This window comes from Halorussus lipolyticus, from assembly GCF_029338375.1.
GTDB lineage: Archaea > Halobacteriota > Halobacteria > Halobacteriales > Haladaptataceae > Halorussus > Halorussus lipolyticus.
Genome location: NZ_CP119805.1, coordinates 1 through 25,598 on the forward strand (window position 1 = coordinate 1; position 25,598 = coordinate 25,598).

Consider the following 25,598-nt stretch of genomic DNA (forward strand, 5'->3'; position numbering starts at 1 on the left):
CGTTTTTGTTTGCGAAAACGTAAACGCAAACGCTTCCGTAAATGTTGTTTCTCCCACAGATGTCTGACGAAGGATTAAATGGGTCGTTTGCGTTTGCGCAAACGCAAATCATGTCTCGGTCCATCCGCGCCTGCACCTTCCTCGACAAAGGGGGGACGGGCAAGACGACGACGGCGGCCCACCTCGGAGTGGCCCTCGCCGAGCGAGGAAACGACGTGTTGCTCATCGACCTCGCCGGCAAGCAGGGCGACCTCGTAAAGCACTTCGGCCAGTGGGAGACCGTCGAACGCCAAATCGAGGACGACGACGACTGGCCCAATATCTCCACCGTGTTCCAAGACCAGTGGGGGGCCATCGCCGAGAAACTGGGCGAGGCCGCAGTCGAGGACCTGATTCTCGAAACCGACGAGGGCGTGGACCTGATTCCGGCCCATCCGGGACTCGACAGCCTCGACGCCGAACTCGGAAACATCGACGACGCGCAGGACCGCTACTCGCGCCTCGATTCCTTCCTCGACGAGTACATCGAACCGCTGGGGTACGACGCCATCCTCATCGACCTGCCGGGTCTGACGAACAACGTCAGCTACAACGGTCTCTGGGCCGCGCGCAACGTCATCGCGCCGGTCGAGATGGGACCGTTCGAGTCCGAGCAGGCCGAGGCCCTCCGGGCCGACCTCGACAAAATCGGCGCGAACTTCGACGTGAGCGTCGAACTCGCCATGGTCCTCCCGAACAAGGTCGATACCCGGACCAAACTCGCCGAGGAGTACCTTGACGCCTTCGAGTCGGCCTACCCCGAAGCGTTCGCGCCGGCCCACGTCCCGGTCAGTCAGGACATCCGGAACGCCGCCGAGTCGGGCCGGACCGCCTTCGCGCTCGAAGAACCCTCCACGACGGCCCAACGCGCGCTCGAGGCATTCCTAGAAAACGCTGACACCTTGGCCGAGCGTCTGGAATCCGCCGAGCGAGAGCGCGCTGTCCCGACTGGAGGTGAGACGGCGTGAGCGACCCTGACCTCGAAGAACTCCGCCAGCAGACACAGCGCACCGACCGCCTCGCCGAGTCCGCCGACACGCCGCCGGGGACCGACGACCTGCTGGAGGACTTGGTGGACGCCCTCTCTGCCATCGACTCGGGCGAGCAGGCCAAGACCTTCGCGGCCCGCGACGAGTCGGTGACTGCGCTGTTGACCACGCTGGACGAGCGCCGGGACGACCTCGAAGCCCTCGGCACCTCGCTTCAGGGCGAACTCGGCCGGGAAATCGACCCCTCGGAACTCGACCGGAGCGAAATCGTCCGCCTCGCGGTCCGGTTGGGTCTCCGCGAGGCCGCCCCGGACTACCTTGACCTCCTCGCCGAGGCCTCCGGCGAGTACGCCCGCCGGAACGTCTGAAACCTGCTTTCGACGCCGTTTTCGAAATCGTTTGCGAGTTCGTTTGCGCTCCTGTTTTCGTTTGCGTTTTCGATTTCGAAAGCGAGGCTCGACTCCTCGAGTCTCGTTCACTGTCGGTCCTCGCTCGTTGTCGATTCGCACCTGCAGTGTTCTCGCTCGCCGTGATTCACACTCGCCATCGGCTTGACAGCGACCTCCTGTGGCGAGGTGGGTGAACCAGTTTCGGGTGCCAGTCCGCATCGCGGAGGACTCCCTGTAGCGAGAAACGTGTACGAAAACGAATTCGTAAACGTTTGCGTAAATGCCTCGGATTTCCGGGCGGTCGCGGCCGGTGAGTGCGGTCCGGGTGGTCGTCGGAGCATCGCTGTCGGAAACGCTCGCGTAAACGCAAACGAAAACGAAACCGCAAACGAAATCGCAAATAGCGTTGGAAGTTCAATTCAGAGCAGGGATTGATAAGTGGTGGCGCTGTACTTCGATTCGTGACCGAGGAGACCCCGCGGTTCGAAATCCCCTGCCGGCCCGACCGGGTCTACCCCAGCGATGGCGGCGTCGAGTACGAGGGCGGGACGGCGTTTCGGCTTTCGCCCGACGCGGACCTGTCGGACGACGAACTGGGGACGCTCGTGGAGGAGATTTTGACGGCCGACCGGTACACCTACGGCGACTGGTTCGAACTCCCGAAACCGGTGTATCTGGTCCACGACGAGGAGCATTCGACCGCCTTCCGGGTCGTGGTCCGCTACGGGACCGTGGAGTTTCACGTCCTGCCGGAGACGGTCCCCGAGGCGCTCCGGGAACTGTACACTCGGCTCTGGAAGGCCGCAGAGTCGGCGTGGTGCGTCGAGCGCGAGACGATGCGGCCGGATTGAGTTTCTGTCGTGATTTTCGGAGGCGCTGGAGTAGACGGAACAGTAACGTCCTCGAAAGCCCTCGCGCGGTTCGCGGTCGCTGGCCGACATATCCGACGGACGTAGTTGCGACGGATAGAGGCCGACCAGCGACCACGCGTTGCGCGAACCGCGCTCGCCCTTTCAGTCCGCCAAGGGGGATGGATTGGCTCACCGAGCGAAGCAAGTGGTTGGCGGTGCGGCAGACGGTGTGGCTCAAGCCTGAAGCTACTCCTCCCTCGTCTGTCTTTCTCGACTCGGTAGTTCACCGATACTCGTTTGTCCACGGTAGCTTTTTATCGCCCCCGCGTCACCCAAAACGTAATGAGTCTTCCCACGACCGACGACGCGGAGTTACGGACCAGCGACACCGAGGAGCAGATGTGGGACCTCGTGGAGGACGGCAGTCCGGCCGAGGCCCGCCGGGCGTACCCGAGCGGGTGGCTCTGGCTGACCGGCGACGAGTCGATTCGGACGCTGTTGGCCGCGCTCCTGTCGGCCGACACCGACGCGCGCTACGGCATCGACGACTTGGCCTCGCGCTCGGAGTTAGACGAGTCGGCCGTCGAGGACGCCATCGACGCGCTCCTCTCGCTCGGCGTGCTGGTCGCCGACGAGGGAGCCTATCGAATCAACGAGCATTCGGTGGTCTACCGGATGGCGGCGGACCTCTCCGAGGCAGTCGAAACCACGGGCGCGCCGGACGACGAATCCGGCTTCGAGTACCTCGCGCGCCTCGAATCGGTTCGGTTGATGTTGGACGCGCTATTGGAGTCCGAACCCGAACAGGTGTTGACCCAAGAGGAGGTCCATCAACTGACGGGGGTCTCGCGCAAGCGGGTCTGGTTGCACGTCGAGAAGTTGGTGGACCTCTCGGTCCTCGAGGAGTCGGGCGACGAGTACGTCGTCGCGCCGTTCGGGCCGGTCCTCCGGTTGGTGCAGTCGCTCGACGCCGCGGTCGTCGGCGCGACGCTCGCTCCGTCCCACCCCTGAGTTCGCGGGCGGTCGTTCTACTGGGCGGTTGCTTCTTGGGAGTGGTCCACGTACTGGGACTCCCACTCCCTGCGGGCCTCGATTTCGCGCTTGCCCCGGCGAGTCAGGGTGTAGTAGTTGGTCCGCCGGTCGCGCTGGCCCTTCTCCACGAAGCCCTTGTCGACCAAGGTGTCGAGATTCGGGTACAGTCGGCCGTGATGAATCTCTTTCTCGTAGTACGATTCGAGTTCGTCTTTGATGGCGAGGCCGTGTGGTTCGTCCAGTCCTGCGATGACGTATAGCAAGTCCCTTTGGAAGCCTGTCAAGTCGTACATCGTTTCCCCTTCTAGACTGAAATCTTCGTATCGTGAAAAGTATGATGGCCGTTTCGTAGCTGAAAACCTGTCACGGCCGGATGATTCCAAAATCGACGGACGCTATCGGTTCGAGTCCGTTAAGCATTCCATACTCACGGACTCGACCCAGAGGTCGGCCACCGTGGAGTCGTCGGTCCGCGAGGCACGTGGAATGCCAACGAGTCTCAATTCGTCGCCGTCCGACACCGAACCGGCCAAATCGTGTTCGAGCAGGACCGGCACGGCGTCGGCACCTGTCGGGTCCCGGAGGCGTATCTCTTGGGCGTCCACGTACTCGCTCGCGCCGGGAGCGAACGAGAGGTACCCGACCGAGTTGCACCGCGGGCACTTGGCGTGCGACCGGAACTCCCGACCGGGTTGGGCGACGTGGCGGGTCACGTCCTCGCACTTCGCGCACCGGAACCCCGCGCGCACCACCTTCGGTCGGCACTCTCCGGCCTCGGCGACGACGCCGCGGGTCGTGTGGAGGCGATTGAGATGTTCGGCCCTGAGGTCCGCCAGCGCGACTCTGCTCTCGTCGGGCAGGTCGGTGACTCGGAGGTAGATGTCCTGCATCTCCCGGTCCTCGTCGGCGAGAAATCGCTTGAGCGCGGCCTTGCCCGCCCGGAGTGCGTCGTCGGGGTCGGCCAACAGCGGCCGGACGAAGCGGTAGTCGTGGCCGAACCGCTCGCAACTCACCGACAGCGAGCGATTTTCCGGGTACTCCTCGGCGAACCGGCGCACCGACTCGGCCCGGTTGCGGTACACGTATTCGTACCATTTCTCGGTCAAGTCGCCGCTTCGTACTGACATGGACGACCCTTCTCGCGCTCCAATCTTTGTTACACGCCTCCTGTCGGCCGCCCGAGAGGGTTAGCGTTCGCCTGTGAACCGACCGCTGTCCGTCGTTTTCACTTCCATTTCCGTATTCGTTTACGATTCCGTTTACGCAAACGTAAGCGATTCGCGGCGCACCCGTGAGCGACGTAGTGTCGAGTGTCTACCGACTCGGCCTCCTCTGTATTTGCTAAAAAGTTAGAAAAAATGCTCTAACACGTATTCTTCATTCTCTACTCTCCCGCGGCTACTGGCTGACCGACTCGACGGACGCGGTTTGTCCTCCGGTGGATGAAGGATGGGGCTTCAAGCGGAGCTTCCCACAACGATTCTGCTCTCGACACTCGTACGTGCCTAACAGATTCGGAGAACTCCTCGAAGTCTCCTGCTCGATACGTCCCATAGCGCCCCGGAACTTAATACGCTCCCGACTGTCAATACGTGCCATGTCGTCCCCTCCCGAAACAAACGACTCGACCGACCTCTCCGTCGAATCCTACCGCGAGTCGGTGGGCATCGAGACCGAGGACGACCCGACCCACGGCGTCCTCGCCCGTGACCTCCGGGCGGCGTGCGAGGGCGCGGTGCGCTTCGACGAGTACAGCCAAATACTCTACGCGACTGACGGGAGCATCTATCAGGCCCGGCCCGCGGGCGTCGTCTTCCCCACCGATGCTGAGGACGTTCGCGCTGTGCTGGAGACTGCGGCCGACCACGGCGTGCCGATTTTGCCCCGAGGAGCAGGCTCCTCGCTCGCGGGCCAGTCGGTCGGTCCCGGTTGCGTGGTCCTCGATTTCACCCGGCACATGGATAGCGTCCTCGATGTGGACCCCGAGGCAAAGCGGGCGACGGTCCAACCCGGCGTGGTGCAGGACGACCTCGACTCGCACTTGGACCAGTGGGGGCTGAAGTTCGCGCCGGACCCGGCCTCCTCGAACCGGGCGACCATCGGCGGCGGCATCGGCAACAACTCCACCGGCGCGCACTCGGTCCGGTACGGCATCACCGACGCCTACGTCGAGGAGGTCGAGGCGGTCCTCGCCGACGGAACCCCCATCCACGCCCGCGAAATCGAAATCGGCGGTCCCGAGTGGGAGGCGATTATGGCCGAGGACGGCCGCGAGGCCGACCTCTACCGGACGGTCCGCGGACTGGTCGAGGACAACGCCGACGAAATCGAGGAGAAGTATCCCGAACTCAAGCGGTCGGTGTCGGGGTACAACCTCCACAAGTGCGTTTACGGAACTGGAAACGTAAACGCAAACGATAGCGCAAACGCAACCGGAAACGAAAACGCAAATAAATACGTAAATTTGGCCAAGTTGTTCGTCGGCGCGGAGGGCACCCTCGGCGTGGTGACGGAGGCCACCCTTTCGCTGGTCTCGGAACCCGACGAGACCGCACTCGCGCTCTACTGCTTCTCGGACCTGCTGTCGGCGATGGAGGCAGTGCCGGTGGCGCTCGACTACGACCCCAGCGCGGTCGAGTTGATGGACGACGAAGTGTTTCGCTTGGCCCGCGAGTCAACCGAGTACGCCAAGTACGCCGAACCAATCCCCGACGATGCCGCGGCGGCACTCATGCTGGAGTTCGACTCGGAGGTCCACGACGACTTGGCGGACGCGATTGCAGAGACCAACGCCGAGTTCGTTCACGCCGGGTCAGCGTTCGACGTGCTGGAGGCCTACGACGACCAGTCGCAGGCCGACCTCTGGAAACTCCGGAAAGCCGCCATCCCCCTGCTGATGAGCATGGAGGGCGACCCCAAGCCCTACCCCTTCATCGAGGACGCCTCGGTGCCCCCCGAAGAACTCGCCGAGTACGTCCAAGGATTCGAGGGGATTCTCTCGGCCCACGACACCACCGCGGCCTACTTCGCCCACGCCGGGAGCGGGACCCTCCACGTCCGACCGGTCCTGAATTTGAAGGAGGAGTCAGGCGTCGAGAAGATGCAGTCCATCGCCGAGGACGTGACCTCGCTCGTCCTCGACCACCGGGGGTCGTTCTCGGGCGAACACGGCGACGGTCTGGCCCGGACCCAGTTCAACCCCAAGATGTACGGCCCGGACCTCTGGGACGCATTCAAGGAACTCAAGACTGCCTTCGACCCCGACTGGCGCATGAATCCCGGAAAGGTGGTCTTCCGCGACGAGGACCCCACCGACATGACCGAGAACCTGCGCTACGGCCCGGCCTACTCGTCGCTCGAACCCCGGACCGAACAGGACTTCTCGGCGGAGGGTGGCTTCTCGCACCTCGTGGAACTCTGCAACGGTTGCGGCACCTGTCGCCAGACCGACACCGAGGTCATGTGCCCCTCCTACCGGGCGATGGACGAGGAGGTCGCCACCACCCGCGGCCGGGCCAACATGCTCCGGGCGGCCATCTCGGGCGAACTCCCGCCCGACGAGATGCACAGCGACCGATTCCAGAAGGAGGTGCTGGACCTCTGTCTGGGATGCAAGGGGTGTCAGAGCGACTGCCCGACCGGGGTGGACCTCGCCAAACTCAAGGCCGAGGTCAAACACCGGTACCACCAGCGAGAGGGCGCTGGCCTCCGGGAACGCCTCTTTTCGGCGGTTGACCGCCTCGCCCGAGTGGGGTCGGCGCTCGCGCCGGTTTCGAACTGGCTCGCCGACCTGCCCGGCGTGGGACTCCTCGCCGAGAAGACGGTCGGCGTGGCCCGCGAGCGCGACCCGCCGGAGTTCGCCGACCAGTCGTTTTCGGCGTGGTTCGAAGCCCGCGGCGGGCCTCGGATTCCGCGGTCGGATGCAGAGGACAGGGTTCTCGTCGTGCCCGACACCTACACCAACTACGTCTACCCCGAGACGGGCCGGTCTGCGGTGCAGGTCCTCGAATCCGCGGGGGTCCACGTCAGGGTCCCCGACGCCGACCCGAGTGGCAGACCGGCCTACTCCGAGGGGTTCCTCGATACGGCCCGCGACCGGGCCGAATCCAACGTCGAACTGCTGGCTCCGCGAGTCCGAGAGGGCTGGTCGGCGGTCTACCCCGAACCCTCGGATGCTGTGATGGTGCAGGACGAGTACCGGGACCTTCTGCCCGACTCCGCCGGGGCCGACCTCCTCGCCGAAAGCGCCTACGGCGTCTGCGAGTACCTCGACACCCACCACGCGGGCACCATCGACTTCGACGCGCCCGACCAGCGACTGGCCTACCACGGCCACTGCAACCAGCAGGCGCTCGGGACCGCGGGCCACGCCGTGGGGGTCCTCTCTCGTGCGGGTTACGAGGTCTCTGCGCTGGATTCCGGCTGTTGCGGCATGGCCGGAAGCTTCGGCTACCACGCCGAACACTACGACCTCTCCCAGTCCATCGCCGACATCCTGCGCGACCAAATCGACGAGGCCGACGCCGACGAAGTGGTCGCGCCGGGTGCGTCGTGTCGCTCGCAGTTGGAAACCCGCCACCCGACCCATCCCGTCGAAAAGTTGGCCGAGGCGCTCTCTCGCCGGTGACTGTCCGACGAGGACCTCCGATTCTCCGGTTTGATAACGACGCTTCAACTTTAAATCGCTGGACTGTGATAGGTCAGATAGCGAAATGCTACCGATGGAAGTCGTCTACGTCGTCCTCAGCGCGGCGCTCGTGGTCGCCGGTCTGTCGCTCGTCGCACTCGCGGCGCGGGCCTATCTCGAAACCCGACATCGTTCGATGTTTCTCCTCGCAGTCGGGTTCCTGCTCGTGGTCGCCGCGGCAGTCGCAACTACCTTCAGCGCGTTTGCGACCGAGTTCGGTGCGAGTCGGTACCTGCTGACGGTGAACTACGCGGTCACGACGCTGGGGTACCTCTTCATCATCATTAGCGTTCGGACGCAGTAGCGGATTTTCTCGGGGTCTGGGTTCTACGCTCGATTGCCGGGTCGTTGCTGTTGGTACCGCCCAGACATATTTTTCTTCTCCTAACATCTCTATGTGACTGTAAAATAATCAAATCGGATGCTTTCCGACCGTTCTGCCGTCTCGGAAACCTACTTGCCGCCGGACGCCCACGGTCCACCCATGACAGACGCGCCGGAGTTCAAGCGACGACTCCGCAGAGGAGACCCCGTAACCGGTCACTGGTTGTCGGTCGGCCACCCGGCGGTCGCAGAAATCTGCGCCCGAGACGCCGATTTCGCGGTCGTGGACACCGAACACGCGCCGACCGACCTCGGCGACGTGGCGAACGCGGTCCGAGCAATCGAGTCGGCGGGCGACGAACCCACTGCCCCGCTGGCCCGCGTCGCGTGGAACGACCCCGTGCGAATCAAGCGCGTGCTGGACACCGGCGTTTCCGGTGTCTTGATTCCGATGGTCGAGGACGCCGCGGAAGCCCGAAACGCGGTCGAAGCGGTGCGCTACCCGCCCGAGGGCGTCCGCGGCATCGCCGGGTCGCGGGGCAACGACTACGGCAGAGGCCTCGCCGAGCAGGTCGAGGAGGGCGGCGACCACCTCGTCACCGTCGTCCAAATCGAGACCCAGCAGGCGGTCGAAAACGTCGGCGAAATCGCGGCGGTCGATGGCGTGGACGCCCTGCTGGTCGGCCCCGCGGACCTCTCGGGGTCGCTCGGCGTCTTCGGCGAGTACGAATCCGAAACTTTCCGCGAGGCCGTCGAGAGCGTCCTCGACAGCGCCCACGACGCCGATACCCCGGTCGGCACGCTGGCGACCAGCGACGACGAAATCCGGCTCTGGGCCGACTACGGCTACGACTACCAAATCGTCGGCGTTGACGCGGGCTACCTCGCCTCGGGGGCCGAGCGCGCACAGTCGGTCTACGACGAGGAGATGGGATGAAAAATCTGGTCTGCTACCGGTGCGGCGCGAGCGCCGCCTTCCCCGACCGCAAGCGGTGTGAGTGCGGCGAACCACTCTGGTTCGACACCGAGCGCCCTGCGGCCGACTTCTCGTGGCCGGACTCTACTGGCTCGGACTCCACCGGCGTCTGGCGCTACGACGACCTTCTGCCGGTCGAAATCTCCGGCCCCGGAGACTCCTCTGCCGGAGTCACCGCGACCGCTGGCGTCGGCGCGGCGGCCGGGGCGACCCCGCTGGTCCGCGCCGAACCCCTCGACGACAGCGCGGGATGCCGACTCTGGCTCAAAGACGAGAGCGAGAACCCGACGGGGAGTTTCAAGGACCGCGGGAGCGCCGTCGGCGCTGTGTGGTCTGCCGAGGCCGACCGCGAGTGGATTGGCACCGTCTCCCACGGAAACATGGCCATCAGCGTGGCCGCCAACGCCGCCGGAATCGCAGGCGGTTCCGGCCGCGAGGAGGGAGATGGGCCGGCGGCGCTGGTCCTCGTCCCGGACGACATCTCGGACGAACGTCTCGCGGCTATCGCGCAGTACGACCCGGCAGTCCTCCGGATTTCGGGCGATTACGGCGACCTCTACTACCGGACCCTCTCTGCGGACGCGCCGGTCGAGTTCGTCAACAGCGACACGCCCCTCCGGGTCGCGGGCCAGAAGACCACCGCGCTCGAAATCTGCGACGAGTTCGCACCGAACGCTCCGGACGCCATCGTCCTGCCTGTCTCCAGCGGAGGCCACGCCAGCGCGACGTGGAAAGCCCTGCGGGAACTCCGGACCGCGGGCCTCCTCGCCGAATCCGACCTCCCCCGACTCTACTTCGTGCAGGCGTCGGCCTGCGACCCCATCGCGGAAGCCTACCGCGAGGACGCCGACGAAGTGACCGCGATTGAGCAGACCGAATCGACCGCGGCCTACTCCATCGCCAACGCCGACCCGCCGAGCGGAACGCGGGCGCTCACCGCGGCCCGAGACACCGGCGGCGCGGTCATCTCGGTCCCCGACGACGAGATTTTGGACGCGAAAGCCGACCTCGCTCGAAAAGCCGGGTTCTGCGTCGAACCGGCGTCGGCGACCACACTGGCCGGGATTCGGCGACTCTCCGAGCGCGGGGCACTCGACGCCGACGACGAGGTGGTCGCGGTGCTGACCGGGACCGGCTTCCGAGAACTCGACGCGGGCGGGGAGAAACCCGAGGCGGTCGCACTCGCCGACCTGCCGGAGCGTCTCCGGGCGCTAGCTGGTTAGTCCTCGTCGTCGGCGAAGACGACCTCCTCGATTTCCCGGCGCTCGCCGTCCGGGGAGTCTTCCTCGTACTTGTAGCGAACGTCGGCCTCCTCGTCCTCGGCGACTTCGTGCGAGCCATCGCAGAAGGGGTAGTTCTCCGAGAGACCGCAGAGACAAACCGCGATGTTGCCTTTCTCGTCGTCCAAGTCGCTCTCGTCCAGTTTGAGGGGACCGGTCGCGTCGTGGGTGACTTCGCGGGCCATGCCCGGCGGTAGGGGCCGGGGACTGGTAGGTTTTGTCCGTCAGTCTCGCTCGTAGGCCCCCTGACGGACCAACTTCCCGCGCTCGGCCATGACCTCGGGGGTCCGACAGACCCCATTCGCGCCGGTCACCTGCGGGACGGTGCAGTTGTTGCAGTTCTCGCAGACGGCCTCGACCTCGTCGGAGTCTCGGGCGTCCTCGGGGTCGAGAAGTCGGGCGGGCAGTCTGGGTTCGGCGTAGAACGGGCGGCCCATTCCCACCGCATCGCAGGCCGGCCGAGAGCCGTCGTTTCCGAGGAGTTGGTCTATCTGCTCACGAGAGCGAATCCCGCCCTCCAGCAGGACCGGGACCGAGACGCGCTCTCGGACTCGCCGGGCGAGGTCGGCGTTCCACGCCGGTTCGAAGTCGTAGCGGGCGGCCTCCACGCGGTTCGCGGCGGCGACCAGCGCGGCCTTCCACCGACTGCCGAACGCCGAGACGTAGCCCTCCCGAAAGTTGCTGTCGCGCCACGCCCGGTCGGGAAATCGCCCGCGGACGATGCTCATGTCCCAGAACGTCGAGACCCGGACCGGAACCAGCGCGTCGAGGCCGATGCGGTCGAGGCGCTCGCAGACGGCGACGGCCTCGTCGGCGGCGAGGGAGTTGCGGACGAACGGCGGGGCCTCGGTTTCGGCGGGAATCTTGGCGATGACCGGCAGGTCGCCCGCTCGGTCCCGAATCTCGTCGTGGACCGCCTCGAAGAAGCGCACGCCGTCGGCGAACTCGTCGTTCCGGCGATTGTAGAACGGCGAGAGGAACTGCTGGAGGACGCCCATGTTCGCTCCCGCGAGATGAACGCCGTCGTAGCCAGCGTCGGCGACGTTGGCCGCGGCGCGGCCGAAATCTTCCGCGAGGTCGTAGACCTCCTCGGTCGAGAGGACGTGCGGGTCGAGTTCGAGGAAGCCGAGGCGGTCGGCCACCCGGAGGAGCCGCGGCGGAGGCGACACCGCGAGTTGGCTGTAACCGGGGTTGGCCCGGCGGTACTCGACGTGCCACGCCTCCATGCTCCGGAGGCCGCCGTGGTCCAACTGGGCGAAGATTCGCCCGCCGTGGTCGTGGATGGTCTCGGGCACCGCCGACAGACTCGCGGTGAACTCGGGGTCGGCGACCGGGGTCATCGAGGGGGCGACCCTGCCGCCCTCCTCGTGGACCGGTGACGCGCCCTGACAGACGAGTCCCGCGCCGGCCTCCACAGCGGGTTCGAGTTCGTCCGCGAGAATATCCGGGGCGTCGGGTCCTTCGCCGGCGCACTCCAGCAGTGGCGCGCGGTAGAGCCGATTCGATAGCTCGACGCCGCCGATTTCGAGTGGGGCTTCGAGTTCGGGCACGGTGAACTCCGTCTTCGACGGTTCGTCGGTAAAGTGTTTGGTCGGCACGCCTGTCGGTGGGTCGCTCGGTCAGCACCTCGGCGGTCGCTCGCGGAATCCGGTTCGACGCCGACGAGGAGACCTAAAAACATAATTTGAATCGTTAAGACTTTCTCTACATATCTATACAAAATAATATTCCTTGTCTTCCGGAACATTTATTCCCTACCGCACCGAATTATTACACAAGAAGTATTGGAGAAATAAAATCGGCACTTTTTTCTATCAGTTCCGCATAGCTACTGCTCCGGCGCTCGAACGTGCGGGATTCGGGCGCTCTCGCGGTCGAATCGCGCAGAAACCTACCTGACCAGCGACGCCTGTCGGAGTCGCCCGCCGTCCGTCAGGTATCGCGCGACACCGATAGCACCCATGCCAGACACACCCCCGGACGCCGCCGACGCAGTATCGACCGATTCCGACACCGGCAGTCTCGACTCGCTCGCCGACCCCGAGGACCTGCGCGACGACGATTCGGTCCGCTTCACGCACGAGGAGGCCGCCCACGACGACCGGACACACTGTAACACCGACATCGCGGGCCGGGCCGTCGTCGGCGTTACCAACGACGCTGGCGAGGTCCTGTTGGCGGTCCACGAGGCTGAGTCCGTCGCCATGCTCCCCCACGGCGAAGTCGAATCCGGCGACGATTGGGTCGCGGTCGCTCGCCGGAAGGTCGAACTCACGACCGAACTCCCCTTCGAAATCGACGGCGTGGCGGTCGTGCGCGAAATCGACCACTTCGTCGGGAACGACGACGAACCCCACGCCACGACCTACGGCGTCGTCTTCCGGGCCTCGCTCACCGGCGACCCCGACGAGGCCGTCCTCGCGGACCCCGGCCACCCCGACAACGACCACTGGGACGCCGGGTGGTTCGGTTCGGTCCCCGACAACCTGCCGCCGGGTGCCGGTCTCGTGGCGGACGACGTTCGACTGTTCGTGGACTGAGACGACCGCGGGGGTCTCGCCGACTGGCGTTTACGCTTCCGTAAACGCAAACGCTTACGAAAACGCTAACTTTCTCACTCGCTCACCGACGCCTGCCGAGCGCAGGCGTACCGGAGGAGTTCGATTCGGTGGGTCGGCTCCGGCCCCTCAAGTCGGGTTGGCTGTTCGACGTAGTACATCCCGAGGCGTTCCACGCCGACCCCGTGGCTCGCGTTCCACCGCCGGCAGAGGTACTCAGCGAGGTGCGGCCGCAGTGGCTCGTTCGCCCCCACCCGGAGGTCCATCAGGTACTTGAACCACCTGACGTTGGGATAGCTGTCAGCCACGTCCGGCGGGCGGTCCCACCTGACCGCGGTCCCGTGGAACACGTCCCGCCGGGTGTCGTTTTCGAGTCGTCCGGGCACCACGTACCACCCGTCCGCTCCTCGGGGTTCGGGCGCGAACATGTCCCACCGGTACTCGCCGGGGTCAACCGCGGACTCGACCTCCTCGGGCGCGGCGACGTAACCGAGTGTCGCCGCGTTCCAGACGAGGACGAACGCCAGCAGACCGGCCACGACCGGGGGTTTCGCTCGGCCTATTTGCCGGGCGGCCTCGGCCGGTCCCCGGCGATTTCGCTCCGAGACGAGACCGTCGAGTCTGCCGCGCCGGTCCTCGCGGTCGAATCGGTCCCACGCCTCCGACGCCCGAAGTTTGGCGGTCGCCCGGTCCCAGAACGCCCGCGGGAGGAAGGGAATTAGACCGGCAATCGAGACCAGCGGGAAGATACCGAGTCGCATCGTCAGCGCCATCCCGAGGTGCATGCCGACGAACAGCGAGGCGAAGACGGTCCGCCGCCGGCCGGTCAGCAGAACCAGCGCGACCGACGAGACCAGCAGGCCGAGCCACACCCGGTCGAAGAATCCGAGGACCAGCGGATAGCGCGCCAGCACGTCGCCGAACCCGACGATTAGCTGGTCGAGGCTGAAGACGTACTGGATGGCGTCGCCCCGGACCCACCGGTCTCCTCGGAGTTTGAACAGCGCGTTCGCGGTGTAGACCACGACCACCTGAATCAGGAGCGCGGCGGTGGCGACGCTGGCCACGTGATTTCCGGGCTGGCGCTCGTACTCCTCCGAGAGCGACCCCGGAGACCGACCGTCCGCGGCCCGTTCCCGCGCGGCCCGGAGCGCGTCCACCGACCACCGCCGCCCGAGCGGCAGGAACATCCCCCAGAACAGCAGTCGCCGGAGGAGCGAGTCGCCGCCGTTCAGGACCACGGGATTCCGGGCGTGGAGCGAGACCAACAGCGCGAACGAGACGAGCGCGGCCAATCGCGTCCGGTAGCCGACGAGCAGGGCCACAGCCACCCCACCGGCGGCGAGAAACAGCGCGCCCTGCACCCACGCCGACCCCGAGAGGGCGTGAACCGAGAGGGCGGCCATCGCGGGAAACTGTTCGCGGAGGACCGCCCGAGGCAGAACTCCCGAGTCGGCGTAGAACGCCACGAGGTCCCGCGACCGGAGGAGCAAGTCCGCGAGCAGAAGCACCCCCAGCGAGACGCGGAGCGCGGCCAGCGCCCTCGCATCGACGCCGAACCGGCGCGCGATGGCGGCCCGACAGCGAGCGAGGGGTCGCTCGGGGAGGGCGGGAGCGTTCATGTTTCGCTGGATAGACTGACCCGTCTTGTAAACGTAGCGAAACACCCGACTTGGCGTGGTCTTTTCTCCGTCGCTGACGCTCCGGACTACCCTCCGTCGCCGACCCACGACGCGAGGTAGGCGCTCCCGACGATGCTCGCCGACGCGAGCGCGCCGGCCGGCCCGAACCGTCCGTAGGCATACGCAGTCGCCCCGACGGTCGCCACTAGCGCGAACCCGTAGGAGAGAACAGCGTACCCGGCCGCTCCGGTGGCTCGACCGCTTCGGAGGTCCTCGACGCCGCGGGATTTCAGCCCGTCGAGTCCGAACGTATCGACCAACAGCCAGTAGCCGTCGCCGTGATAGAGCGGGTTGAGCGCGAAGACGACCTGACTGGTGACGCCCACGACGACCAGCGCGAGGACGGGACTGTCGGACACCCCGGCGTACCGCGCGACCACCAACGGCAGGCACGCCGCGAGTTCGACCAGCGGGCCGGCGAGGCTTATCCACCGCCGGAGGTTGGTCGGGAGCAACCACGCGCCGTTGGTCACGGTCTTGACTGTCGGGACGACGGCGTTTATCGTGCCGACGGTCACGTCGGCGTCGAAGTACGGTTTGCTGGCCCGGTAGTGGCCGTACTCGTGGACCGCGGTGAAACCGAGGAGCGCGACGAGGGCGGCCGCGTACTCACCGACCGAGAGGTCGGCGGACAATCCCGCGAGTGCCCCGCGGGTCAGTTCGTGGACTGACGCGCCGACGAAGACTGCGAGGAGTGCGACGAACAGGGCGACTCGGGGCCAGAGCCGAACGTCGTCGGGCGGGCGAACGCGTTCGATGCCGTCGCCCGAGCGCACGTATCCCTCCTCGGAGAGTTCCCGCAGTGTCTCGGCGGCCGCCGGATTCGCTTCTCCGATACGGTCGATGACCGCCGAAAACTGCTCGCCGTTCGTGGCGGCCTCCCGAAGCCCGGTTATCACGTTCGAACTCACTTTCTTGAACTCGTCGTCCCCGTTCCGAAGAAAGTGGTCGCCCTCGACTCGCCCCCAACTGAACCCGAACGACGAGTCGGTCTCCTCGGCCTCGGTCCTCATACGGCGGATAGTTCCTATCATACGAGAAAAACATTTTGTAAGCTACCGAAGGTCATAAAGTTAGATTATATAAGAAAAATTTAATACCGGATTGGTACCAAGTACCATTTGTCATGCAGGACCATTACCTTAGTGACGCGGACGACGACGTGGAAAGTGTCGAAGAGCGCGAGAACACCGGCCCGTACCTGACCATCATCGACGGCCTGTAAGCCGTCGGGTCAGTTCGGACGCTTCGTACGCTGACCGATTTCTTTCGCTCGTGACTCCCGGCGTCGAGTGTTCTCCTCAGTCCTCGGTGAGCATCGCGGCGACGGCCCCTGCGATGTCGGCGTCCGTCTCGCTCTGGGGCACCGAGAACCGCGGTGACGGGTTGGCTTCGAGAACTGCGTGGCCATCGCCGGGCCGGTCTATCACGTCCACGGCCGCGAACTCCAGTCCGGCCAACGACGCCGCTCGGCGGGCCGACTCCCGTATCGACTCGGACAGGTCCACGCGCTCGACGGGGACCTCCTCGCCGTCCACGAGGCTCCACTTGAACGAGAGTCGGTCGCTCCGGTAGTGGAACCCGCCGACGACTTCGCTGTTGACGACGTAGATTCGGAGGTCCCGGCCCGGAACGAACTCCTGAAACACGACTGGGGCGGTGGTCAGCTTTGCTAACCGCTCAGGGGTGATGTCGTCGTCGGTGAGTTCTTTCGGCGGCATTCGAGTCGCCAACGGCTTGTAGACGACGCGCTCGGCCGTCTCGTGGATGGCCCGCACTTCGTCCGGGTCGTCGGTCACGACCGTCTCGGGGACGGGAAGCCCGTTTTCGGCGAACCGATGGAGTTGCCACGCCGAACTGTCGTGGGCGAATTGGGCTTCGAAGCCCGGTAGCACCGTCGCTCCCTCGTCCTCCAGAATCCGCAGGTAGTTCAAGAGCGCCCATCGGTAGTCCTGTTGGACCGTGTAGGTCCGCCGCCAGTTCTCCGCGAAGCGGTCGTCGAATCGCTGGTCGTACTTGGGGTCCAGCAGGTCGTAGAGCGGCGCGTACACCCCGGTCACGTCCTCGCTCGGGAGCGGTGACTCGCTCCGACCGTCGGGCGATAAGCAGGTGACGTGGGGCAGGTCGGGCCACTCGTCGGTGTCGTAGTACTCGACCGAACCGCCCGCCTCGGTTACGGCCTCCCCGAGCATCCGGTGTTCGGGAAACTCCGCTGAACCCATGATAAGGACTGTCATGGGTTCGGTTTGTTCTCGGCTCAGTATAGCTGTTTTCGTTTCGAGAGGAGGCCCGACGAATCTCCGCCCGCTCGATGGACCTACTTCCACTTGATGGAGCAACCCCGCGAGGGCATGAAGTCCAAGTCAACGTCCTCGCCCGCCAGCACGGCGTCGATGGCGTCCCGAATGTAGATTTCGGTGGGGTCGTCGTCGGGGTTCAGCGCGTCATCGAGGCGGCCGTGGTAGGCGAGGGTGAAGGTGTCCCCACCGTTTCTCAGCAAGAAGGGGTCGGGCGTACACTCCGCGCCGTAGGCCTCGGCGACCGCTTGAGTCTCGTCGCGGAGGTAGGCGTCGTAGCGAATCGTGCCGTCCTCGACGTATTCGACCATTTTGTCGTAGGAGTCGTCGGGGTACTCCTCGGCGTCGTTGGGGTTGATGCCGACCACCGCGGCGTCGTCGTACTCCGCTGAGATGTCGTTGAGCAGGTCGAACTTGGCCTGCGCGTAGGGGCAGTGATTGCAGGTGAAAACCAGCAGTACGGCGTCGTAGTCGGCGAAATCCGAGAGGGTGTGGGTCTCGCCGTCGGTGCCCCGCAACTCGAAGTTGGGGACCGGTTCGCCGCGCTCGAGTTTCTCCGCGGACTCTTTCATGACCATGCTGGTGGGTTGGTTTTCCTCGGGAAAATAGATTCGGGAGCTATGGACTCGTTTTGTTTCAGGGTGTACCCGAATCGGCACGGCGGCAGAGACGACCGCCGAGGACACAGCGAAGACGACCGCTGACGCCCCCGACCGGCCCCTTCATTCCATCCAGACGGCGGTTGGTCGGCGGGGCTTCCGCGGCGGTTGATTCACCGGGCGCTTTCTGTCGGTCGATTCACGGAACTTTCGCGGTGGTGGGTCTCACCGAGCGCGCTCGTCAAAGAAACCCAGAGGGGTTCTAAACAAATAAAAACAATGCTATAGAGAATATATTGGTTGCTTAGAGCGTCCGACCTACAGCGACAGGTACGGAATCGTTGCCTGCTCGGTCGCCGAGTAGGCCAGCGCCTCCGCTTGGCTCACGCCGTCGGGTGTCACGAGGTCGATGACGTTCGGGTTCATGTCGTCGTCGCGGCCGCCGCCCAGCACCCAGTTGCCCGCTTCGGCCGTGACCGGCCGGATTCTGCCCTCGCTGTAGCCGTCCTGACACAGCATCAGCGGCACGAGTTGCTTGTCTTCGAGGGTGCCGCCGAGCGCCGACTTCGGGACCTCGATTTTTATAGCGTCTACCGCTTGATAGCCCGAGAGGGTCACGTCGCGGGTGACTTCGGACCCGTCTGCGGCCTCGACCCGAGGAGCAACGAAGCCTTCGGCGAACACGCGGTAGTGGTATGGCTCCGTGAACGTCGCGTTGACGCCGGTTCGGGCCTGCGTCGTCCCGCCCGACTGGGCCGGGTCTCGGACGTAAATCTGGAGCGACTGGACCGAGACGGCGTTGCCGCCCCACGGGTTGGTCAACTCGCCGCCGAGGCGGACGAGGAACTGGTAGGTGTCGCTGGTCTCGTAGACGCCGAACGAGTCGATGTCGAATGCGCCGTCCACGAACGCGCCGGCCTTCGGGTAGACGTAGCTTCCCGGCCCGTGGTCGTCGCCCTCGGGGTCCTCGAAGTCCGCAACCGGGTCGCCGACCTCGACGCGAGCGACCGTCTTCTGGGCGACCGAGGTGCCGACCTCCGTCACGTCGCCCGCGGTGGCCGCGACCACCGTGATTTCGGTCTCGCCGTCGCCGACCGAGAGGTCCACCGAGAATGTGCCGTCGTTGACCTCGCGCCGGACTGTCTCCGCGCCGGTCTTGACTACGACCTCAGCGCCGTCGGTGGTTCCGGAGACGGTGACCTCCGGGTCGCTGACGACAGTCGGCGGGAACTCCACGTCGAGGACCGGCCCCTCGGGTCGGTCGCCCTCGGTGTAGCGGTCGGCCACGAACTCGGGGCGCTCGATGGGGCGTCCGGCGTCGATGGAGTGAGCGAGGCGGACGAACTGGGCCATGCTCCACGAGAGGGGCGTGGCCGAACCGGTCCCCGCGCCGAACTCCCACCCGAATTCGGTCTCGTCGGGCCGGTCCCACACCTGCTCGGGAATCATCCGCCCGGAGTTGGCGAAGTCGGCCATCGTCTCCAGCAGGTTTCGGGGCGCGACAGCGCCCGAGTCGGTGCCCGCGAGGAGTTCGTACTCGCCGCGCTCGCCCGAGAAGATGGGCCAGAGTCGGCCCTGCCCGGTGTTGTCGAGGCTCCACGGCGCGCCCGCGGGGTACTGGTCGCTCCCGTCCTGTTCGCCGTAGCCGTCGCCGTTGTACCGGTAGAACGCCGGACCGTGGGGCGTCTCGACCCGGATGGTGTCGTCCACCACTTCCAGCGAGTTCCGAATCACCTCGTCGTCCCACGGCTTGACGCCGAGGCGCACGAGTTCGAGGAATCCGGCGTCGATGACGTTTCGCTCGTCCAGCGAGGGACCGCCGTTGTTGATGTCGAGGGACGCGCCATCGTCGGGGTCCCGGTCGTCGTTGATTCGGACGTAGTAGGGCGTGTTCTCGTGCTGGTCGGTCCCCGTCTCGGTCGCCATCCAGTCGTCGGTCTTCTCCTGCCACTCGTCGGCGAGCGCCAGATACACGAGGGCGTCACCGCGTTCTCCCTCGTCGTCTGCGAGTCGGGCGGCGCAGGCCAGTCCCGCGATTTCGGCCGCGGTGGTCGAGGGCGAGTAGCCCGATTCCTCCTCCCACCGCTCTTGGCCGGTGTAAGGGCCGTTGCCAGCAACGTAGTCCGCCGAGGACGCGACGTTCTCGTAGTCGAAGCCCACGTCCGAGAAGTCGAGGCCGTGGCGGTCGAGGTGCTGGTAGGCCATCACCTGCGGGAACGAAACGTTGTCCATCTGCTCGCCGCCCCACCGAGTCCGCCCGTCGAGGAAGGTGTTCTGCGGGAGGAAGCCGTCCTCGCGCTGTTGGAACTCGTAGAGGTATTCGAGGGCCGACAGGGCGCTCTCGTCGTCGCCCATCGCTGACAAGGCGGTGTAGGACTGGTAGAGGTCCCGCGCCCAGACGTAGTTGTAGCCGTAGTCCGAGGGCTGGTCGGCCGTGACCGCCTCACCCCATGGGACCGACGGACTGGCGACGCCAGCGCCGGGGAACTGCTTGGATTCGACCGCCTTCAGCACCATCGCAGAGGCGTCGTACTGTCGCCGGAGGTCGGGGTCGCCCTGCACCGACTCGGGGGTCTCGATGGATTTCAGGTACTCGCGCCAACCCTTCGCGTACTCGGCCCGGACCGCAGAAAAGGACCGCGAGAGGGCGTCCTCGGCTTCGCTTACTGCGGCGCTCTCGTCGTTCTCCTCGGCGAATCCGAGGACCACCGTGTCCTTGACTTGCGGGGCGTCTCCGGCCAGTTTACCGACGAGCGCGACGTTCCCCTCTGCGCTCTGGTGGGGCGTGAAGGTGCCCTCGCCGAACAGGGCTTCGATGTCGCCGCCCACCACGTCGGCGCTCGCGGCCTCGAATCCGCGGTCGGAGGCGAGGCCGACGGCGACGTTGTAGGGGTCGCCCTCCTCGTCCAGAATCACGGCCTCGTCGTCGCTGGTCGTGTCCCGAGCGGTCAGGTATCGGTCGTTTTGCTTGCCGCGGACCGTGGCCGAATCGCCCCGCCCGGAGTTCGACAGCGCGGTGTCGGCAACGACGTAGAGGTCGTACTTCTCGGGGCCACGGGACCGGAATCGCACGTCGGCCAGCACGGCGTCGGCCTCCGGGTCGGCGGCGTACTCGACTTCGAGGAGCCATCCGCGGTCGGTCTCCTCGATGGTCTGGCGGAAGACCAGCGCGTCGTCGTCGGCCATCTCGGTGGTTCGCTCGATTGGGGACCGGTCGTCGTCTTTCCTGCTCTGGTTGAAGGTTCGGGCCGAGTAGCCCGAATCGGGGTCGGCCACCACGAAGTCCAGCGTCCGGAGGTCCATGAGGTCGATTCGGGGGAATCGGGCTTGGGCCAGCGCGCCCTCGGTCAGCGTGAACCAGACGTTCGAGGAGTCGTCCTCGGCGTGGTCGGCAACCGTTCCGACCCCGTACTGCTCGCCGGTGGTCCAGTGGGCGGTGTCGCCGCCGGAGACTTCGGTCTCGTCTCCGGATTTCGCCGAGACTGCGCTCGCGCCGACCAACGGGAGGGTTGCGCTCGCGCCGACCGCCTTCAGTACGTCACGCCTCGATTCACTCGGAACCGGATTGTTTTTTCGCACAGTACTCTCAGTATCAGACGAGCCACTTGGTTCTTGTTGCCCCGGAAACGCGCGAAATGGAACCTCGGCGAAACGAAGGGAGTACGGAGAGAAGGGGTCGAAGCGTTACCGTGCCGAGGATTCGACCTGCTCGGGCGGGCCACCCGGCAGTTCGTCGCGGTCGTGGGGTGCCTCGAAGTCGATGGCCGGTCCCTTCGGCACGATTTGCTTGGGATTCAGGTCGGTGTGACTCCGGAAATAGTGGTGTTTGATGTGGTCGAGGTTGACCGTCTCGGCCACGCCCTCGGTCTGGTAGAGGTCCCGCAGATAGGGCCAGAGATTGTCGTACTCGGAAATCTGGCGGACGTTGCACTTGAAGTGGGTGTGGTACACCGGGTCGAACCGGACCAGCGTAGTGAACATCGCCACGTCGGCCTCGGTGAGTCGGTCGCCGCAGAGGTACCGCTGGTCCGCGAGGAGTTCGTCGTACTCGTCCAGCGCGTCGAACAGTTCGGTGACGGCCTCGTCGTAGGCCTCCTGATTCCCGGCGAACCCGGCGCGGTAGACCCCGTTGTTGATGGGGTCGTAGATGTCGTCGATGATTTCGTCCACCTCGTCGCGGTAGCCCTCGGGGTAGAGGGTCACGTCCCTCTCTGCCACGTCGTGAAACGCGGTGTCGAACATCCGCATGATTTCTTCGGACTCGTTGTTCACGATGGTCTCCGTTTCCGTGTCCCAGAGGACCGGCACCGTGACTCTCCCCGTGAAATCGGGGTCCGCGGCGACGTAGGTCTCCCGCAGGTAGTCGAAACCGTTGAGGTGGTCCTCGGTGCATCCGGATTTCTCGGGACTGAACTCCCACCCGTCGTTCTGGCGGTAGGGGTCCACGACCGAGACGGAGATGGCGTCCTTCAACCCCTTCAGACTCCGGACCAGCAAGGTCCGGTGCGCCCACGGACAGGCCGCAGAGACGTAGAGGTGGTAGCGCCCGGCCTCGACCGGGAACTCGGCGCTGGGGTCGTCCTCGACCCACTCGCGGAAACTGGTCTCCTGCCGGTCGAAGTTACCCTCGTCGTCGGTTGATTCGTAGGCGTCGGTCCGCCACTCGCCGTCCACGAGCATGTTCATGGTAACTTACAGTTCGTCTCAGCGGTCAAAAGTATCTCCGCTCGCGGCAGGCCCGGCCTGAAATAGATTTCACCTCCTCGGTTTCCCGACTTACTCTCTCTTTCTCTCTCGGCGTCTCGACCGACACTGCTCCTCGACTACTACTTTATTATGTACGGCGCGTGCTAGCGCGCGCCTATCGCGCGAGGTCGTCGGGAGCGGAGTCGTTCGAAAATCGAAGATTTTCGTGACTGAGCAGGACGGTGTCCTGCGAGGGCAACGAGACCGCCGGTCTCGCCCGCTCACGAGAGCGTCGCTCTCGGACGACGACCGACTGCTCGGCAGACGCGGTTTGTCTGCCGGTGGACGAGCATCGGAGGCCGAAGGCCGAGAAGCGCAGTCGGTTGGGGAGGGTGTGGCCCGCGGTCGCGGTGCGGAGCGTTGCTGTGCGGTAACGCCGACGCCCAAGCCTGACGCTAGCTTCGACTGTTTTCTCACTTGCTTCCAACGAAACTTCGCGCCAGTTCCGCCTCCGCCCGGCGCAGTCGGTACGAGAGCGTCGAGCGCGGCAGGTCCAACTCGTCGGCTAACTCCTCGACGGTAATCCCGCGGGGCGTCTCGTAGTAGCCGCGTTCGACGGCGGCGGCCATCGCCTCGTAGTGGGTGTAGGGCAGGGCGGGCCGACCGCTGTAGGCCGAGAGCCACGCCGACTCGTCGGTGACCTGCCGGAGGTCGAACCGCACGTTCGGGGCCTTCTCGGCCTGAATCGCGTCGGAGAACGCGCCCAGATTGGCGTCGCTCGGGAGGAGGACGTGCCACTCGTAGCGCGACCCGCGGCGCTCGGTGGCGAACAAAACGCCGGGGCCGACGTACTCCAGCGCGAGGTGGGGAATCGACGCGCACTCGTCGGTTCGCCGCCAACTCGTGAACAGGATGCGCGTCGAGGGGTCGCGGTGGAGGACCTCGCTCCGGGTGTCGGCCGGGCAGTCGCTCGCTCCGAAGCAGTCGGCCGTGTGCCCGTCCTCGGCGAAGGCCTCCTCGGCGACCTCCAGCGCCGTGGCCGGGCCGGTGAGGCGGTCCACTCGCCAGCAGTGGCTCGGGGTGACGGTACACGACAGCGAGTGGCCGTAGAGGTCGGGATGCTCGCGGAAGGCGTCGGCCACCGCGTCGGCACCGGTCTCGTACTCCAGCGCGAACGAAACGGCGCGCATACTTCGACTTGGGTCCGTGGCAAGTTAGCGTCGGGGGTGGAAAGAATCGGGCGTTCCGGCGCTTGCCCGTTCAGTCCACCGCCGGAATCCTCAAAACGAATAGCTATCAGCGTACGAATACCGGCAAATCGCCGGACTGCGCGCCGGTCGTCGCCGACGCCATCGAACGCCGACCGGAGTTGTCGCACGCCAACCGAGAAGCCACGTATCTCTCGGCCTTGGTTTGGGATATGGTCGAAGCAGGGCAGATCGTACTCACCGTCGTCATGGGGGTGCTTCTCGTCGCTGTCGCGGCGTACATCCTCCGCATCGAGGACTGGCAGTCGTACACGCCCCTCGCAGGGGGTGGTGGCGGCTACGGCGAGGCCGGTGAGACGACCCATCAGGAGAAACCCGGCGGATTGGCTCGCTGGCTAACCACCGTAGACCACAAGGACATCGGTCTGCTCTACGGCCTCTACGGACTGATAGCGTTCGCGTGGGGTGGTATCGCCATCCTGCTGATGCGGACCGAACTCCTGACGCCCGAGTCGGCGATTATGGGCGCGAACTTCTACAACTCCCTGCTCACGTCCCACGGCATCACGATGCTGTTCCTGTTCGGGACGCCCATCATCGCGGCGTTCGGGAACTACTTCATTCCCTTGCTCATCGGCGCGGACGACATGGCTTTCCCGCGCATCAACGCCATCGCGTTCTGGCTTCTGCCACCCGGCGCGCTCCTCATCTGGTTCGGCTTCTTCGCCGCACCGTTCGGCATCGGCATCGACCCGTCCCAGACCTCGTGGACGATGTACACGCCCCTCTCGGTGGAGCAGACGAATCCCGGCGTGGACCTGATGTTACTCGGCTTGCACCTCACTGGCGTCTCGGCGACGATGGGGGCCATCAACTTCATCGCCACCATCTTCACCGAACGAGGAGAGGACGTTGGCTGGGAGAACCTCGACATCTTCTCGTGGACGATGCTCACCCAGTCGGGCCTCATCCTGTTCTCGTTCCCCCTCTTGGGGAGTGCGCTCGTGATGCTCCTGATGGACCGGAACTTCGGTACCATGTTCTTCTCCCCGGAGGGCGGCGGCCCGATTCTCTGGCAACATCTGTTCTGGTTCTTCGGCCACCCTGAGGTCTACATCCTCGTTCTGCCACCGATGGGGCTTGTGAGCCTCATCCTCCCGCGGTTCTCTGGCCGGAAGCTATTCGGGTTCAAATTCATCGTCTACTCGACGCTGGCAATCGGCGTCCTGAGCTTCGGCGTGTGGGCACACCACATGTTCAGCACGGGCATCGACCCCCGCATCCGGGCTAGCTTCATGGCGGTCTCCTTGGCAATCGCGGTGCCGAGCGCGGTCAAGGTGTTCAACTGGATTACGACGATGTGGAACGGCAAACTCCGGATGACCGCGCCGATGCTGTTCTGCATCGGGTTCGTCCAGAACTTCATCATCGGCGGCGTCACCGGTATCTTCCTCGCGTCGATTCCGGTTGACCTCGTGCTTCACGACACCTACTACGTCGTCGGCCACTTCCACTTCATCGTCATGGGCGCGATTGCCGTCGCCGGGTTCGCTGGCATCTACTACTGGTTCCCGATGTACACCGGCCGGATGTACCAGAAGACGCTGGCCAAGTGGCACTTCTGGCTCACGATGGTCGGAAGCAACGTGACGTTCTTCGCGCTCCTCCTGCTTGGCTACGGCGGGATGCCCCGGCGCTACGCTACCTACCTCCCGCAGTTCCAAGACCTCCACGTCGTCGCCACGGCGGGGGCGTTCATCATGGGCTTCGGCCAACTCATCTTCGTCTGGAACGTCGTCACCTCGTGGCTGGAGGGCCGGCGTGTCGAGAGCGGCGACCCGTGGGACCTCGAAGACGACGGCCTCAAGACCAAGGAGTGGGCGTGGTTCGAGCGCAAGCGAGAGACCGCCATCGCCACCGACGGCGGCGAGGACGACGAGGAGGCCCGGACCTCCTCGGAGAAGCGCACTGACGGCGGCGAGGAGACCGCCGACGACTGAC

At 65.4% G+C, this 25,598-nt stretch carries 21 protein-coding genes; 10 read left to right on the forward strand and 11 right to left on the reverse strand.

Annotation, left to right across the window (positions count from 1 at the left end; translation table 11 throughout):
• Positions 1-110: 110 nt before the first annotated feature.
• From P2T57_RS17045 to P2T57_RS17060, 4 genes are all read left to right on the forward strand, one after another.
• On the forward strand, positions 111-1,007 hold the full coding sequence (locus P2T57_RS17045) for a ParA family protein (RefSeq protein ID WP_276302331.1): 897 nt from the start codon (positions 111-113) through the stop codon (positions 1,005-1,007).
• Positions 1,004-1,396, forward strand: coding sequence for a DUF8115 family protein (locus P2T57_RS17050; protein ID WP_276302332.1), 393 nt, complete (start codon positions 1,004-1,006; stop codon positions 1,394-1,396). Before P2T57_RS17045 ends, P2T57_RS17050 begins: the two co-directional genes overlap by 4 nt.
• Before the next feature lie 482 nt (positions 1,397-1,878).
• On the forward strand, positions 1,879-2,268 hold the full coding sequence (locus tag P2T57_RS17055) for a hypothetical protein (protein WP_276302333.1): 390 nt from the start codon (positions 1,879-1,881) through the stop codon (positions 2,266-2,268).
• Between the two features lie 342 nt (positions 2,269-2,610).
• On the forward strand, positions 2,611-3,279 hold the full coding sequence (locus P2T57_RS17060) for a hypothetical protein (protein ID WP_276302334.1): 669 nt from the start codon (positions 2,611-2,613) through the stop codon (positions 3,277-3,279).
• Between the two features lie 17 nt (positions 3,280-3,296).
• Here the strand turns inward: P2T57_RS17060 and P2T57_RS17065 are convergent, their stop codons facing one another.
• On the reverse strand, positions 3,297-3,593 hold the full coding sequence (locus P2T57_RS17065) for a PadR family transcriptional regulator (protein ID WP_135825051.1): 297 nt from the start codon (positions 3,591-3,593) through the stop codon (positions 3,297-3,299).
• Positions 3,594-3,695: 102 nt separating this feature from the next.
• A complete protein-coding gene (locus tag P2T57_RS17070; protein ID WP_276302335.1) occupies positions 3,696-4,427 on the reverse strand; it encodes a minichromosome maintenance protein MCM in 732 nt (243 codons plus the stop codon).
• A 470-nt stretch (positions 4,428-4,897) separates the two neighbouring features.
• Between P2T57_RS17070 and P2T57_RS17075 the strand changes: the two genes are divergently transcribed.
• From P2T57_RS17075 to P2T57_RS17090, 4 genes are all read left to right on the forward strand, one after another.
• Positions 4,898-7,927, forward strand: coding sequence for an FAD-binding and (Fe-S)-binding domain-containing protein (locus P2T57_RS17075; protein ID WP_276302336.1), 3,030 nt, complete (start codon positions 4,898-4,900; stop codon positions 7,925-7,927).
• A gap of 85 nt (positions 7,928-8,012) precedes the next feature.
• The gene (locus tag P2T57_RS17080; RefSeq protein WP_276302337.1) at positions 8,013-8,291 is read left to right on the forward strand and encodes a DUF7521 family protein; all 279 of its coding nucleotides are present in this window, start codon (positions 8,013-8,015) and stop codon (positions 8,289-8,291) included.
• A 180-nt stretch (positions 8,292-8,471) separates the two neighbouring features.
• Complete coding sequence (locus tag P2T57_RS17085) at positions 8,472-9,248, forward strand: HpcH/HpaI aldolase family protein (protein ID WP_276302338.1); 777 nt, start codon at positions 8,472-8,474, stop codon at positions 9,246-9,248.
• Positions 9,245-10,510 carry a threonine synthase gene (locus P2T57_RS17090; RefSeq protein ID WP_276302339.1) on the forward strand — a complete coding sequence of 422 codons (1,266 nt, stop codon included), beginning with the start codon at positions 9,245-9,247 and terminating at the stop codon, positions 10,508-10,510. The genes P2T57_RS17085 and P2T57_RS17090 overlap by 4 nt, the downstream gene beginning before the upstream one ends.
• On the opposite strand, the gene P2T57_RS17095 is transcribed toward P2T57_RS17090, so the two are convergent.
• Together P2T57_RS17095 and P2T57_RS17100 are read right to left on the reverse strand one after the other, a co-directional pair.
• Complete coding sequence (locus P2T57_RS17095; protein ID WP_276302340.1) at positions 10,507-10,752, reverse strand: CDGSH iron-sulfur domain-containing protein; 246 nt, start codon at positions 10,750-10,752, stop codon at positions 10,507-10,509. The genes P2T57_RS17090 and P2T57_RS17095 overlap by 4 nt on opposite strands.
• A gap of 39 nt (positions 10,753-10,791) precedes the next feature.
• Positions 10,792-12,117, reverse strand: coding sequence for an oxidoreductase (locus P2T57_RS17100; RefSeq protein WP_276302341.1), 1,326 nt, complete (start codon positions 12,115-12,117; stop codon positions 10,792-10,794).
• A gap of 411 nt (positions 12,118-12,528) precedes the next feature.
• On the opposite strand from P2T57_RS17100, the gene P2T57_RS17105 reads away from it, so the two are divergent.
• Positions 12,529-13,107 (forward strand): NUDIX domain-containing protein, encoded by a 579-nt coding sequence (locus tag P2T57_RS17105; protein WP_276302342.1) that lies wholly within the window; start codon positions 12,529-12,531, stop codon positions 13,105-13,107.
• Positions 13,108-13,181: 74 nt separating this feature from the next.
• On the opposite strand, the gene P2T57_RS17110 is transcribed toward P2T57_RS17105, so the two are convergent.
• From P2T57_RS17110 to P2T57_RS17140, 7 genes are all read right to left on the reverse strand, one after another.
• Positions 13,182-14,747 carry an HTTM domain-containing protein gene (locus P2T57_RS17110; protein ID WP_276302343.1) on the reverse strand — a complete coding sequence of 522 codons (1,566 nt, stop codon included), beginning with the start codon at positions 14,745-14,747 and terminating at the stop codon, positions 13,182-13,184.
• 86 nt (positions 14,748-14,833) lie between these two features.
• A complete protein-coding gene (locus P2T57_RS17115; protein WP_276302344.1) occupies positions 14,834-15,820 on the reverse strand; it encodes a zinc metalloprotease in 987 nt (328 codons plus the stop codon).
• Positions 15,821-16,108: 288 nt separating this feature from the next.
• Complete coding sequence (locus tag P2T57_RS17120) at positions 16,109-17,044, reverse strand: ATP-grasp domain-containing protein (RefSeq protein ID WP_276302345.1); 936 nt, start codon at positions 17,042-17,044, stop codon at positions 16,109-16,111.
• A gap of 80 nt (positions 17,045-17,124) precedes the next feature.
• Positions 17,125-17,682 (reverse strand): thioredoxin family protein, encoded by a 558-nt coding sequence (locus tag P2T57_RS17125; protein WP_276302346.1) that lies wholly within the window; start codon positions 17,680-17,682, stop codon positions 17,125-17,127.
• A gap of 339 nt (positions 17,683-18,021) precedes the next feature.
• Entirely contained in the window at positions 18,022-21,282 is a 3,261-nt protein-coding gene (locus P2T57_RS17130; protein WP_276302347.1) for a glucodextranase DOMON-like domain-containing protein, read from the reverse strand.
• A 105-nt stretch (positions 21,283-21,387) separates the two neighbouring features.
• On the reverse strand, positions 21,388-22,389 hold the full coding sequence (locus tag P2T57_RS17135; RefSeq protein WP_276302348.1) for a glutathione S-transferase family protein: 1,002 nt from the start codon (positions 22,387-22,389) through the stop codon (positions 21,388-21,390).
• Between the two features lie 473 nt (positions 22,390-22,862).
• A complete protein-coding gene (locus tag P2T57_RS17140) occupies positions 22,863-23,579 on the reverse strand; it encodes a helix-turn-helix domain-containing protein (RefSeq protein WP_276302349.1) in 717 nt (238 codons plus the stop codon).
• Between the two features lie 266 nt (positions 23,580-23,845).
• Here P2T57_RS17140 and ctaD point away from each other — a divergent pair, with 266 nt between their 5' ends.
• A complete protein-coding gene (ctaD, locus tag P2T57_RS17145) occupies positions 23,846-25,597 on the forward strand; it encodes a cytochrome c oxidase subunit I (RefSeq protein ID WP_276302525.1) in 1,752 nt (583 codons plus the stop codon).
• The last annotated feature ends 1 nt before the right edge of the window (position 25,598 follow it).